Source organism: Streptomyces sp. NPDC056161 (assembly GCF_042268025.1).
Lineage (GTDB): Bacteria > Actinomycetota > Actinomycetes > Streptomycetales > Streptomycetaceae > Streptomyces.
The window spans coordinates 299,233-312,448 of the sequence record NZ_JBHJUV010000003.1; the positions used below are offsets into that span (position 1 = coordinate 299,233).

Below are 13,216 nucleotides of genomic sequence, written 5' to 3' on the forward strand. Positions count from 1 at the left end.
TGCGCCGGGCGGGGACGGACCGTCCGTCAGGGCCGAGGGGGTGGGGGCGCGCTGGTGGGGTGGGGGCGCGCGTCCTGTTCCTGCCCGTCGGTGGCGGACCAGCTGGCGAGCAGCTTCAGGCCGTCCGCGGAGGCGGTCCCGGGTGGTGCGCTGTAGACGACGACGCTCAGGCCGCTCTCGTCGGGCAGGTTCATGGTCTCCTGGTCCAGCTCCAGGTCGCCGACGAGCGGATGGTGGAGCCGTTTCGTGGTCATGCGGAAGACGTGCACGTCCTGGGAGCCCCACATGACCCGGAAGGCGTCGCTGCGGGTGGACAGCTCACCGATCAGGTTCGACAGCTCCCGGTCGTGGGGGTTCTTGCCCGCGCCGACGCGCAGCGCGCCCACGGCGAAGCGGGCCATCCGCTCCCAGTCGGCGTAGAACCGCTCGGCGGCGGGGTGGAGGAACGCGAACCGGGCGACGTTCCCCCCGCAGGCCGGGTCGGCGTACATCTGGGAGTACAGGGCCCGGCCCAGCGGGTTGGCGGCCAGCACGTCGAGCCGGTCGTTCATCACGAACGCCGGCAGCTCCGGCATGCCCTCGACGATCCGCGCCACGCTCGGCCGCACCGCAGGCCGGGCCGCCCGCTGCCGGGGCCGCGCCCCGGGCGCCGGACCTGCGGCGCGAGCGAGGTCGTAGAGGTACATGCGTTCGGTTTCGTCGAGCCGCAGGGCCTGGGCGAGGGCGTCCAGCACACTGTCGGAGACACCCCTGAGGCTGCCGCGCTCCAGGCGCGTGTAGTACTCGACGCTCACCCCGGCGAGCGCCGCGACCTCACCCCTGCGCAGCCCCGGCACCCGCCGCCGGCCGTACGTCGGCAGCCCCGCCTGCTCGGGGGTGATCCGGTCGCGGCGGGAGCGGAGGAATGCGCTGACTGCGTCCCGGTTGTCCATGCCGACAGGGTAGGCGGGCCGCGCCGCGGATGGGGGCCCCTGCCAGTACCCCCCTCGCCGCGCGAGGCCGGGGCCGCGCCCGGCGCCCTCCCCGCGCCTCCTTCAGGCGCGGGGCAGCCCCGACGACTCCCGGACCATCAACTCGCCCCGCACCGTCGCGATCCTCCCGGGCGGCGGTTCCTCGCGGCCCGTCGCGATACGGCCCGCGCGCGCCCCGGCCTCGGCGAGCGGGAGCCGGACCGTCGTGAGGGAGGGCACCGCGTCGGCGCTGAACGGCAGGTCGTCGAAGCCCACCACCGAGATGTCCTTCGGGATGCGCAGGCCGGACTCCCGCAGCGCGGCGCACGCGCCGAGCGCGACGGTGTCGTTCGCGGCCACCACCGCCGTCAACGACGGGTCCCGGCGCAGCAGTTCCTTCGTCGCCTCGTAGCCGGAGCGGCGGTCGTAGCGGCCGTGGACCGTCCACTGCGGGTCCGCGTCGATGCCGGCCGCGGACAGCGCCGCGCGGTGGCCCTCCAGCCGGTGCCGGGTGGTCGTGCGCTCCTGCGGTCCGGCGATGTAGCCGAGGCGCCGGTGCCCCAGACCGATGAGGTGGTCGGTCAGCTCGCGGGCCCCGTCCCGGTTGCCGAAGGTCAGCGCGACGGCCTCGGCCTCCGGAGCGGGCGGACGCCCGCACAGCACCACCCGGGTGCCCGCCTCCGCCAGCCTGCGCAGCTTGGCCGCGACCGCCGCCGCGTGCGGGGCGTCCTCCACGGCGCCGCCGGTGAGCACCACCGCCGCGGCCCGCTGCCGCTGCAACAACGTCAGGTAGGTCAGCTCGCGCTCCGGCGAGCCACCGGTGTTGCAGACGACCGCCAGCCGTTCGCCGCCCGCGCGTCCGCCCGGACCGCCGATCTCGGCCTGGATCGCGCCGGCCATGATGCCGAAGAAGGGGTCGGCGATGTCGTTGACGAGGATGCCGACCAGGTCGGAGGTGGCGGCGGCCAGGGCGCTCGCCGGTCCGTTGAGGACGTAGTCCAGCTCGTCCACGGCCCGCAGCACCCGTTCCCGGGTCGCGGCGGCCACCGGGTAGTTGCCGTTCAGTACGCGCGACACCGTCGCGGGGGAGACCTGCGCGCGGGCCGCCACGTCCGCCAGGGTCACCGTCATCTCGTCGTCCTCCGGTCGCGCATCTCGTGGTGCGAGTCGTTCGAGTCGCAAGTCGTCATGGGTCGATACGGGTCTGTAGTGATCGGCATTAATCGGTATTGGTGGGCATTGGTGAGTATCGGTCGGTATGGATCGCTATGAGTGGTGAGTGCCGTGTTCGCCGTAGGTGATTCGCCGTATTCCGTGGATCCGCCCCCGCGCGGGCGGCGGTGAGCACGTGATCCCGAGCGGGCGATCCCGAGCGGACCATACGGCCGACCTCTCGCACCCTCGCCCCCTCGATTCATCCGGAATGGACACACCCCTTGAAAGGACCACTGGTCAGAGGCTAGCTTCCCCAGTGATAGAAAGCGCTTGCTGTTAAGGTGGCCGTGCCTGCCCGCCGTGCGTTCCCGCCCGGCGTGCCGCGCGGCGCATGCCTGCGGGGCGGCCGTGACATACAGGAGAAGAAGGGACTTCGGATGCCCGCGAAGGGACTTCGGATGCCCACGAAGGGACTGACGTGACACGCAAGACGGTGCGTATCGCCATGAACGGCGTGACCGGGCGCATGGGCTACCGCCAGCACCTCGTCCGGTCGATCCTCGCCCTGCGCGAACAGGGCGGACTCGACCTCGGCGACGGCACCGTGCTGTGGCCCGAGCCGATCCTGGTCGGCCGCCGCGAGCACGCCCTGCGGGCCATCGCCGAGCGGCACGGCCTGGACCCCGCCGCCGGCGTCTCCACCGACCTGGACGCGGTCCTCGCCGATCCGTCGGTCGACATCTACTTCGACTCCCAGGTCACCTCGGCCCGCGAGGAGGCGATCAAGAAGGCGGTCGCGGCCGGCAAGCACGTCTACACCGAGAAGCCCACCGCCACCGGCCTCGACGGCGCCCTGGAACTCGCCCGCCTCGCCCACGCCAAGGGGATCAAGCACGGCGTCGTCCAGGACAAGATCTTCCTGCCCGGCCTGCTCAAGCTGAAGCGGCTCATCGACGGCGGTTTCTTCGGCCGCGTCCTCTCCGTGCGCGGCGAGTTCGGCTACTGGGTCTTCGAGGGCGACTGGCAGTCCGCGCAGCGCCCCTCCTGGAACTACCGCGCCGAGGACGGCGGCGGCATCGTCGTGGACATGTTCCCGCACTGGGAGTACGTCCTGCACGAGCTGTTCGGCCGGGTCACCTCCGTACAGGCCCTCGCCGCCACCCACATCCCGCAGCGCTGGGACGAGACCGGCAAGCCGTACGAGGCCACGGCGGACGACGCCGCGTACGGCATCTTCGAGCTGGACGGCGGAGCCGTCGCCCAGATCAACTCCTCCTGGGCGGTCCGCGTCAACCGCGACGAACTGGTCGAGTTCCAGGTGGACGGCACCGAGGGATCGGCCGTCGCCGGGCTGCGGCGCTGCCGCGCGCAGCACCGCTCCGCCACCCCCAAGCCGGTGTGGAACCCGGACATCCCGGCCACCGAGGTCTTCCGCGACCAGTGGCAGGAAGTACCCGACAACGGGGAGTTCGACAACGGCTTCAAGGCCCAGTGGGAGCTGTTCCTGAAGCACGTCTACGCCGACGCCCCCTACCACTGGGACCTGCTGGCCGGCGCCCGCGGCGTCCAGCTCGCCGAGCTGGGCCTGAAGTCCTCGGCGGAAGGCCGCCGCCTCGACGTACCGGAGATCTCGCTGTGACCATCCGACTCCCGGACGCGCACGGCGTGCTGCGGACCTACGAACCGCGCACCGAGCCGCTCGCGCCCACCCCCGGCACCCCCTTCACCTCCCGTACGGTCCTCTCGGCGGCCCACGTCGTCGCCGACCCGTACGCCGACGTCCACCCGGGCTCGCCCGCCGCCGTCGACTGGGACGCCACCCTCGCCTTCCGCCGCCACCTGTGGTCCCACGGGCTGGGCGTCGCCGAGGCGATGGACACCGCGCAGCGCGGGATGGGCCTCGACTGGGCGGGCGCCGCCGAGCTGATCCGCCGGTCCGCGGCCGAGGCGCGGGCGACCGGCGGCCGGATCGCCTGCGGGGTGGGGACGGACCAGCTGACCGCGGCCGCGTCGACGGTCGGCCACCCCTACGACCTGGCCGGGATCCGCGCCGCCTACGAGGAGCAGCTCGCCCTCGTCGAGGAGTCCGGCGCGCAGGCCGTCCTGATGGCCTCGCGGGCGCTGGCCGCCGTGGCCAAGGGCCCGGAGGACTACCTGGAGGTCTACGGCCACCTGCTCCGGCAGGCCGCCGAACCGGTGATCCTGCACTGGCTGGGCCCCATGTTCGACCCGGCCCTGGAGGGCTACTGGGGGAGCGCCGACCTGGACGCCGCCACCCACACCTTCCTGGAGGTCATCTCCGCCCACCCCGACAAGGTCGACGGCATCAAGGTCTCCCTGCTGGACGCCCAGCGGGAGATCGCCCTGCGCCGCCGCCTGCCCGACGGGGTCCGCTGCTACACCGGCGACGACTTCAACTACCCCGAGCTGATCGCCGGCGACGAACAGGGCTTCAGCCACGCCCTGCTCGGCATCTTCGACCCGCTGGGCCCACTGGCGGCCGAGGCGGTACGCGTCCTCGACACCGGCGACACGGACGGCTTCCGCCGGCTGCTGGACCCGACCGTCGCCCTCTCCCGCCACCTCTTCCAGGCGCCCACCCGCTACTACAAGACGGGCGTGGTCCTCCTGGCCTGGCTCGCGGGCCACCAGTCCCACTTCACGATGGTCGGCGGCCTCCAGTCGGCCCGCTCCCTGCCCCACCTCGCCCGCGCCTACGAACTCGCCGACGGCCTCGGCCTGTTCCCGGACCCGAAACAGGCCGAGGCCCGCATGAAGAACCTGCTGTCGCTGTACGGGGTGAACCAGTGAGCACCGCACTCGCCCGCTTCTCCATCAACCAGATGACCGTCAAACAGCTCTCCCTGCCCGAACTGGTCGCCGCGTGCGCGCAGTTGGGCGTGCCCGGGGTGGGCCTGTGGCGCGAACCGGTCCAGTCGTACGGCGTCGAGGCCACGGCCGAGCTGGTGCGTGACGCGGGCCTGACGGTGACGACCCTGTGCCGCGGCGGTTTCCTCACGGCCGTCGATCCCGAGGAGCGGACGGCGGCCCTGGCCGACAACCGCCGCGCGGTCGACGAGGCCGCCGCGCTCGGCACGGACACCCTGGTCCTGGTCTCCGGCGGCCTGCCGCCCGGCACGAAGGACCTGCGGGCGGCCCGCGAGCGCATCGCGGACGCGCTGACGGAACTCGCCCCGTACGCCGAGGACCACGGCGTACGCCTGGCCATCGAGCCCCTGCACCCCATGTTCGCGTCCGACCGCTGCGTGGTCTCCACCCTCGCCCAGGCCCTGGACCTGGCCGAGCGATTCCCCGCGCACCAGGTGGGGGTGACCGTGGACACGTACCACATCTGGTGGGACGACCGGGCCCCCGCCCAGATCGCCCGCGCGGGCGCGGCCGGCCGCATCCACACCTTCCAACTGGCCGACTGGACCACCCCGCTCCCCGCGGGCGTCCTCAACGGCCGCGGCCAGATCGGCGACGGCTCGGTCGACATGCGGGAGTGGCGGGGATACGTGGAGGCCGCGGGCTACACCGGACCCATCGAGGTCGAGCTGTTCAACGAGGAGCTGTGGGCGAGGGACGGACGGGAGGTACTGGCGGAGACCGCGGAGCGGTTCGTGGAGCATGTGATGGGCTGACGCCCCGCGCACCACCCCACCCCTCCGCGCCCCGCCAGGGGCGCGGAGGGGTGCCTGCTCAGGACTCCGGGCGAGGGCCGCCCGGTCCGATTGCGGGGACCCGTACCAGGCAGTGCGGCTTCGTCAGGAGTCTCACGGAGGTGCGGGATCAGCAGCACTGCCTGCCCCGTCGCCTGCGCTTTCATGCGGACTGCCGCTCCAGCGGCACCCGTGTCGGGCGAGCGCGTCCACTTCGCTGTGGCGAGCCGTGATCCGCTACGGATCAGACGTTCCCACACCAGCACCACCGTCTTCGGCGTGCGGACACCGCGACGGTTCATAGGCGGCCCACCGATACAGGCGTAACAGACGCAGAGAGTCCTCCCGGCCGACCGGTCAGACGATCTCCACCGACACCGGTTGCTGACCAACCCGAAACCCGCGCACATCGGCCCGCCCGACCTGCACCTTTCACGACGCACCCTGCGGCCACAGTGTGCAGGATGTGAAACCGGCCATCCACATATTCGTCACATCTATTCCGCTTGCGCCGTCGGAGGGGCGTGCCGCAGTGGGAGGGCGGCGATCACGTGCAACGTTGACGAGGCTCCGCTTGTGGATCGATTCCAGTCATGAACGCGACAATGCGAAAATATGTTCGCCTCGGTGATCGTTCTTGTTGCTAAGGTCACGCTCACCAGCAGGGCGCCCCTCTGAAGCCGAGCACTCCGGCAGATTTGACGTCGTAATACCCGACGCGTGGCTTACCAGCAGCGCGTAGGTGCGACCACCAGTATTCCGTCACCCGGGAGGACATCCTCGTGTCGATCCTCAGAGCAGGTTTGCGCGTTGCCGCCGCCACTGCCGTACTGGCCGGTTTCGCAGCGGCCGTGCCGCAGGCATCCGCCGTCGACCAGCCCACGGTAAAGGTCTCGGCGAAGGCCGATTCGATCACGCGAGCCCTCGCCCAGGCGGATCCCGTTGCTGCGGCAACGGCTGCCACTGCCTGCGGGTCCGGCTACACGCTGAGCAAGGGCATACCGCTCCCCCTCGGCGTTGATCCCAGTCTGCGTCTCGGCACGCTGTTCGCCTACGAGAACGGCGGCAATGGCTGCGCCATCCTCGACAACAACGTCGGAAAGGCGCAGTACATGTACCTGCACGTCTGCAAGGTCGACGGCACCGGTTGCGACACCGACACGGGGAACTTCACCGAGTACGCCGGCCCGGTCTACGTCACAAGCTTCGCCTGTGCTCCCGTAACCGCCAAGATGGGCAGCACCTCCAGCAACTTGTACATCGACTACAAGAGCGAGTATGTCTTCCCCTGTGACTGAGCACATACTCCGCCGACACCGACTCTCCGCCCGCCTTGTAGTGGCATTAGCGCTGGCGCCACTTGTCCTGACGGCGTGCGGAAGCCAAAGCGACAAAAAGGCCGCTGCCCCGGCTGCACACCGGTCGACAGGTGCAGACCAGTCGGCGGCCCCGGACCGGTCAGGTGCCGCCGACCAATCGGTGGGCGCTCCCCAGCAGACAGCCAAAGCTGATGATCCGTCACTCCAATCGACGGACAACCGCGATGCCGCAGGCGAGGCAGCGCTCAAGGCCGCGAATCAACGCGCTGCCGCAGCCGTCGGCGGAGACCCCGTCGCCCCCGCGAACACTCGCATTCCGGCGCCCGGGAACGATGGACTCGGGAAACCGACCTCCACCGCGGAACATGGTGAAGTCATCGCCTACGGGCCGCGCCGAGAGTCCGGCCGCATGTACATCCCCATCACCATCCACAACGGAGGTGACGACCGCGTCGCCTACCGGGTCAAGGTCACGGTGGTAGGGGGAAGCCAGGATTCCCCCGTCACGGTCGTGACCAAAGCAGACAACGTCTTCCCGGGAACCACTTGGCCGACCCAGGTCGACATTACGGCAGCAGGCACCGACACCAGCCCTGCCGACTTGCGGATCAGCCTGGATGTAGTGCGGGATGTCTACCCATTCGGCGACTCCCGTTGACTTTTTCTGGCACTCGCCACACTTCTCTGTTCGCTGATCTCGTGAACAGTTCTCCGTGACCGGCGAGATGGTGCTCCGTCAGGGCCGATGCGTTCTTAGCTCGCCGATCGGGACGCGTCAGCCCTGGGCTTATGCCTGTGGTGATCTCGGCAACGGTGGTCCGGTCCCACTTCCCTTTTGCCTCATGCGATTTGAGAATCTCCAACCGATCAAGGAGAGGTCGTCCTATGGCTGATGAAAAGGTTCTTGCTGCCCAGAAGTGGGTCAATGCCACCTACGGTAATGTGGCTGGCTACGCAGCGTGCCCCGAAGACGGAAAAACCGGCTGGGTCACTATGTACAGCTTGACCATGGGCCTTCAGCATGAACTGGGTATCAGCCCGGTCGTGGCCAACTTTGGTTCGGGAACCCTCTCCGCACTGTCCACTCTCGGCAACATCGGTATCGGTTGGCAGACGAACAAGAACATCGTCAAGATTATCCGCCACGGCCTGTTCTGCAAGGGCTACTGGGGCGGAGACACCAGTGTCGTCGCCTTCGACTCCGACGCTGCTTCGTCGGTCGACCAGATGAAGGAGAACATGGGCCTCGCCCGGGACGGTGGCGTGGTCCAGCCCAAAGTGTTCAAGGCGATCCTCAACATGGATGCCTACGTCGTTCTCGCCGGCGGTGACGACAAGGTCAGGTCCATACAGCAGTGGCTCAACGGGCGGTACTGGACGAGGAGTACCTGCACCATCGGCCCCACGGACGGCCACTACTCCCGCGACGTCCAGCAGGCGCTGATGAAGGCCATCCAGATCGAGAGCGGCATCCCCGAGGATCAGGCCACCGGAAACTTCGGTCCTGGCACTCAGACCGCTCTCAAGGCCCACACTGTCGGTCCTGGATCTTCCGGAATCTTCATGCAACTGTTCTCCGCCGCCTGTGTCTTCAACGAGCCGGTCACGACCGCGCCCGCAGACGATCAGCGAACCCACTTCACCGACACCTGGGACTCGGACATCGAAGGCTGGGTGGCCAACTTTCAGAAGTTCTCCGCGTTTTCCACCACTGAGCAGACGGGTGTGGGCGACTACCAGACCTGGGCCCAGCTCCTGGTCTCCATGGGGGATCCAGACCGGTCAGCCACCGGCTCCGACACCGCGTACACCATCACGCCGTCACGGGCCCAGCGTATGTACGCCGACGGTTACCGGTACGTTGGCCGCTACCTGAATGAGGCTTCGGCCGGCGGCGGGTCGAAGATGCTTGAGGAGGGAGAACTAAACGATATTTTCGCCGCGGACATCCGGGTCTTCCCCATTTTTCAGGACAACGGCAGAAGCCTGTCGGAGTACTACAGGGACAACGGCTACAAGCACGGCCGCCTTGCGCACGACCAGGCCGTACACTTCGGGTTCAACCGAGGCACCGTCATCTACTTCGCCGTCGACTACGACGCCACCGTGGAGGACATGCCGAAGATCGTGGAATATTTCGGTGGTGTCGTTGCCGGGCTCGCCTCCAAGGGCAAGCGGTACCTCCACGGTGTTTACGGATCCAGGAACGTGTGTGCGCAGGTGACGCAAGAGACCTATGCGGCCTACTCGTTCGTGTCAGGCATGTCCTGGGGGTTCTCAGGCAACCTCGGGTTCCCGCTGCCTGCGAACTGGTCGTTCAATCAGATCAAGGAGTATCAGATCACCAACGGCAGCGACACGTTCGCCCTTGACCGTGACGTTCACCGGCCCAAGTCCGATGAAGGCCAGAAGGACATCAATCGTGCCGCTTCTTCCGCCGCTGACCTTCTCGCGAACATCGACCAGCTGTACAGCCTCGCCGAGAGTTACGGCAAGGGCGACGCGAACCGGCTGGTCACGGACTATTACCGGAAGAAGCGTTATGCGGACGTCCAGTGGAGCATGCTGATCGCCGATGTCGACCGGGAGTTCATCGATTACGCCGATAGCCGGGGGGCAGAACTGATCTCCGACTTCACCGACCCCTTCACAGGGCAGACTCTGAACCCGGATCACCTGCTGGCCACTGCGGCCGGACACATGATCGTGCCGCCTCTGTCTGACAAGAGTAAGGCCAATGCGGGTGACGTGGCCGGATGGGCCGGAGACCTCATGACGTTCTACGGGGAATGGCGTCGCGACAGCGACTCCTACGCCTCCGGTTACACCTACTGCACAGAACGTCTCGGCAAGATCGGTGTGACCTCCACTTTCAGTCTCGGGGACCTCTTGGAGGACGCCGACGGGTTTCTCCTGGCCGAGAAGATGCGGTCTGGCACGCCCATCACGACGGCTCTGCGTGAGCACTACGAGCAGACCGGTGGGGTGACCCGGTTCAGGGACTACCGTGCCAAGCGGTTCAACGCCTCGCAGGCCATTTCGGAGGACGCCGCGTACTACATCCTCACGTCGATCGATGTTCCGCTCATCAACCTCGGGCGTATCGCACTCGAACAGCAGCAGGGAGGGCTCGCTATGGTTCTTTCCCACCTGCTCCCGGAAGACATGCTGAGGGAATACTGCCGAGGCTTCGCGGAGACGCTGACCGCGCGTGCCGAGCTGGAGGCCGGCAGCCAGGCAAAGATGCTGTCGAACCACGTCAGGCTGTTCGCGGACGGTACAGCCTGATGGGTTCCTGGTTCCTGGCGGTGCTCTTCGTGGGCTTCGGGCTGCTCTTCGTGCGGGTCCAGAAGGGCCGACGACTTCTCGGTCTGATCAAGGCATCCACCGCCACGGGAACCCTGTGCTGCCTGCTCGGCTGGTGGCAGGTCATCTTCGCTTCCCCGTCGCACGCATGTCCTGACTTCGACTACATGCGTCCCATCGTCCACTTCGACCGCTATGAGAGCAGTGTGTTCCCGCTGCGGGCCACCTGCTACTGGGACGACGGTCAGCAGAAGGAACTCGTGAGCGGCTGGGTCAATCCACTCCTGTTCACCTGTGCAGCCCTGTTGGCCGGCTGCCTGGTGACGCTGGCGGTCCTTGCCTATCGCCGCTACCGGAAAGGACAAACACAGTGAGCGACACCGCTTACATACCCACCCGACGTCAGGTCCTCGGCCTTACCGCAGGCATCACGGCGGGAGTCCTCCTCGTCAGCAACTCCAGCGCTGCAGCCGCTCCTGCGGAGAGTGCGTGGAAAGGCGGACGAACGCAGAATCACTGGCCCGTCGTCGACGACAGTCACACTGACACTCTCCGGATCGAGGGTACCGACGTCACCGTTCCGCTTCTGAAGGGGGACGTGGCCACCGTGCTGCTGTACGTGGCCCGCCGGTTCGCCTACGAGATCGACATGCTTCGCCCCGGCGACGTCCACGGCTACACCGTCGACCGCACCGTCGGCGCCGACTTCGAGTCGAACTACCTGTCCGGTACCGCGATCGCGATCCGTCCCCTCTTCTACCCGCTGGGAGCGCAGAGGGGCACCGGCCTGTCCGATCTGGAGCGGGTAGTCATCGCGGACATCCTCGCCGACTGTCAGGACGTCGTCGGCTGGGGCGGACACGCGAAGCAGGTCAAGGAGTCCCACTTCCAGATCAATGTTCGCCCCGGTGATCCCAGACTTGTCCGTCTTGCCCGCCGGATCCGTGGCGAGGACGCGGCCCCCGGATCCGGCGCTGGATCGATCGACCCGTTCCTCCCTGATCGCCGCAGAAAGTCTGCCGCTTACCTCTAGGATCCTGCGCCTTGACGGCCGATGGCTTTCTGTCGGGAAAGCGGCGGCCAGTGGTGTGGTCCAGGGCGGCGAGGAGGTGAATTTTCCGGCCCCTGGCCTTGGCCGCCCCATGCAGGCTCTTGCTGTCGACGGCCGGTACGGCAGACCGTACGCCGTGCGGGAGCGGCGGTCGGCGAGCCGACGGCCCACGGTCCCGTCGGTCCAGGGCGTCGCAATCCATCGGGGTCGGCAGCCGGCGGACCGTCGGTTCCGCAGGCAGGAGCCGCTCGGGAGTCGCTGACCGCAGGCAGCGACCTCGCCCCGGCCGGACGCAGAAGGCGGCGAGGCGCAGCGGGTCGGGTCCGGTGTCGAGGGCTTGGTAGAGCCGACGGTCCGCTCCCGGCGGCCTGGTGTGGTGGTGGGGGGCTGCGGGGCGGGTCGGAGACTCCTCGCCGCCCCCGGCGGAGCGCTCCCTCAGAAGAACACCCCGCACCGCAGCAACACGTTCGCATACGGGCGGGCCTCGCCGGTGCGCACGATCAGGCGGGCGTCCCCGGAGAGCTGCTTCAGCCGCTCGTGCGGGACCAGGGACAGCCCGGGGAAGTGCCCGTCGAGCAGGGCGAAGGCGGCCGGATTGGCCGCCCGTGTCTCGTCGGCCGCCGTCGCGCCCTCCACCACGAGTTCGGCGAGCAGCCCCTCAAGCACCTCGGCGAACGACGGCACGCCCGCCCGGAAGGCCAGGTCGACCAGGCGCGGGCCGCGCGGGACGGGCAGGCCGACGTCGCACACCAGCACCCCGTCACCGTGCCCCAACTCGGCCAGCGCCCCGGCCAGTCGGCGGTTGAGGATGCCCGCCTTCTTCACAGCGCCTCGACCTCCGGCGCCGTCGGGTACGACTCCTGGGCGCCCTGTTTCGTCACCGCCGCCGCGCCGACCCGGGCCGCGTAGGCCGCCGCCTCGGGCAGGGCGGAGTCCGCGCCCAGCTTCCAGGCCAGCGCGGCGGTGAACGCGTCGCCCGCGCCCGTGGTGTCCACGGCGGCCACCTTCACCGACGGCACCCGGGTCACGCCGTCGGCATCGGCGGTCAGCGCGCCCTGGGCGCCCAGGGTCACCACCACCGACCGCGGGCCCTTCGCGAGCAGGGCCCGCGCCCAGTCCTCGGGCCGCTCGCCCACCCCGTCCGCCTGCCCGCCCAGGATCACCTGCGCCTCGTGCTCGTTGACGATCAACGGGTCGCAGGCGGCCAGCACCTCCGCGGGCAGCGGCCGGGGCGGCGAGGGGTTGAGCACGAAGCGGCTGTCCGGACCCAGGTTCCGCACCACCTCGACGACCGTCTCCAACGGGATCTCCAACTGTGCCGAGACCACCCGGGAGGCGCGCAGCAGACCGTCCGCGGCCCGTACGTCCGCCGGGGTCAGCCGGCCGTTGGCGCCCGGCGACACCACGATGCTGTTGTCGCCGGACGGATCGACGGTGATCAGTGCGACGCCGGTGGGCGCGCCGCCCACCAGGACGCCCGCCGTGTCGACCCCGGCCGTCCGCTGCGAGTCGAGCAGCAGCCGGCCGTGCGCGTCGTCGCCGACCCGGGCCAGCAGGGCCGTACGGGCTCCCAGGCGGGCGGCCGCGACCGCCTGGTTGGCGCCCTTGCCGCCGGGATGGACGGCCAGGTCGGAGCCGAGCACGGTCTCCCCGGCGCCCGGACGGCGCTCGACGGAGATCACCAGGTCGGCGTTGGCCGATCCCACGACCAGGAGGTCGTAGTCGTACATCGGATTGGCTCCCTGTGGGGTGCGGAGGGGTGCGGAGGGGTGC

The 13,216-nt window shown here is 69.1% G+C and carries 12 protein-coding genes; 8 read left to right on the forward strand and 4 right to left on the reverse strand.

Annotation, left to right across the window (positions count from 1 at the left end; translation table 11 throughout):
* Positions 1-26 precede the first annotated feature (26 nt).
* Together ACFC09_RS05020 and ACFC09_RS05025 are read right to left on the reverse strand one after the other, a co-directional pair.
* Entirely contained in the window at positions 27-932 is a 906-nt protein-coding gene (locus ACFC09_RS05020; RefSeq protein WP_376524035.1) for a helix-turn-helix transcriptional regulator, read from the reverse strand.
* Between the two features lie 102 nt (positions 933-1,034).
* The gene (locus ACFC09_RS05025; RefSeq protein ID WP_376524036.1) at positions 1,035-2,081 is read right to left on the reverse strand and encodes a LacI family DNA-binding transcriptional regulator; all 1,047 of its coding nucleotides are present in this window, start codon (positions 2,079-2,081) and stop codon (positions 1,035-1,037) included.
* Between the two features lie 502 nt (positions 2,082-2,583).
* Between ACFC09_RS05025 and ACFC09_RS05030 the strand changes: the two genes are divergently transcribed.
* From ACFC09_RS05030 to ACFC09_RS05065, 8 genes are all read left to right on the forward strand, one after another.
* Positions 2,584-3,744, forward strand: coding sequence for a Gfo/Idh/MocA family protein (locus ACFC09_RS05030; protein ID WP_376524038.1), 1,161 nt, complete (start codon positions 2,584-2,586; stop codon positions 3,742-3,744).
* On the forward strand, positions 3,741-4,916 hold the full coding sequence (locus ACFC09_RS05035; RefSeq protein WP_376524039.1) for a dihydrodipicolinate synthase family protein: 1,176 nt from the start codon (positions 3,741-3,743) through the stop codon (positions 4,914-4,916). The genes ACFC09_RS05030 and ACFC09_RS05035 overlap by 4 nt, the downstream gene beginning before the upstream one ends.
* A gap of 32 nt (positions 4,917-4,948) precedes the next feature.
* The gene (locus tag ACFC09_RS05040) at positions 4,949-5,749 is read left to right on the forward strand and encodes a sugar phosphate isomerase/epimerase family protein (protein WP_376524123.1); all 801 of its coding nucleotides are present in this window, start codon (positions 4,949-4,951) and stop codon (positions 5,747-5,749) included.
* An 800-nt stretch (positions 5,750-6,549) separates the two neighbouring features.
* Positions 6,550-7,065: a hypothetical protein gene (locus ACFC09_RS05045; RefSeq protein ID WP_376524040.1), complete on the forward strand. Its 516-nt coding sequence runs from the start codon at positions 6,550-6,552 to the stop codon at positions 7,063-7,065.
* A 181-nt stretch (positions 7,066-7,246) separates the two neighbouring features.
* Positions 7,247-7,744, forward strand: coding sequence for a hypothetical protein (locus ACFC09_RS05050; protein ID WP_376524041.1), 498 nt, complete (start codon positions 7,247-7,249; stop codon positions 7,742-7,744).
* Positions 7,745-7,971: 227 nt separating this feature from the next.
* Positions 7,972-10,374, forward strand: a complete 2,403-nt coding sequence (locus tag ACFC09_RS05055) for a glycoside hydrolase domain-containing protein (RefSeq protein WP_376524043.1) — start codon at positions 7,972-7,974, stop codon at positions 10,372-10,374.
* Positions 10,374-10,766 (forward strand): hypothetical protein, encoded by a 393-nt coding sequence (locus ACFC09_RS05060; RefSeq protein WP_376524045.1) that lies wholly within the window; start codon positions 10,374-10,376, stop codon positions 10,764-10,766. Before ACFC09_RS05055 ends, ACFC09_RS05060 begins: the two co-directional genes overlap by 1 nt.
* A 224-nt stretch (positions 10,767-10,990) precedes the next feature.
* On the forward strand, positions 10,991-11,425 hold the full coding sequence (locus ACFC09_RS05065) for a hypothetical protein (RefSeq protein ID WP_376524047.1): 435 nt from the start codon (positions 10,991-10,993) through the stop codon (positions 11,423-11,425).
* 453 nt (positions 11,426-11,878) lie between these two features.
* On the opposite strand, the gene rbsD is transcribed toward ACFC09_RS05065, so the two are convergent.
* Positions 11,879-12,268, reverse strand: coding sequence for a D-ribose pyranase (rbsD, locus tag ACFC09_RS05070; protein ID WP_376524048.1), 390 nt, complete (start codon positions 12,266-12,268; stop codon positions 11,879-11,881).
* The gene (locus tag ACFC09_RS05075) at positions 12,265-13,173 is read right to left on the reverse strand and encodes a ribokinase (RefSeq protein WP_376524050.1); all 909 of its coding nucleotides are present in this window, start codon (positions 13,171-13,173) and stop codon (positions 12,265-12,267) included. Before ACFC09_RS05075 ends, rbsD begins: the two co-directional genes overlap by 4 nt.
* Between the last annotated feature and the right edge of the window lie 43 nt (positions 13,174-13,216).

Coding starts and splice junctions, on each gene's coding strand:
- ACFC09_RS05020 (WP_376524035.1), bottom strand. CDS start 932: ATGGACAACCGGGACGCAGTCAGCGCATTCCTCCGCTCCCGCCGCGAC.
- ACFC09_RS05025 (WP_376524036.1), bottom strand. CDS start 2,081: ATGACGGTGACCCTGGCGGACGTGGCGGCCCGCGCGCAGGTCTCCCCC.
- ACFC09_RS05040 (WP_376524123.1), top strand. CDS start 4,949: ATGACCGTCAAACAGCTCTCCCTGCCCGAACTGGTCGCCGCGTGCGCG.
- ACFC09_RS05055 (WP_376524043.1), top strand. CDS start 7,972: ATGGCTGATGAAAAGGTTCTTGCTGCCCAGAAGTGGGTCAATGCCACC.
- ACFC09_RS05060 (WP_376524045.1), top strand. CDS start 10,374: ATGGGTTCCTGGTTCCTGGCGGTGCTCTTCGTGGGCTTCGGGCTGCTC.
- ACFC09_RS05075 (WP_376524050.1), bottom strand. CDS start 13,173: ATGTACGACTACGACCTCCTGGTCGTGGGATCGGCCAACGCCGACCTG.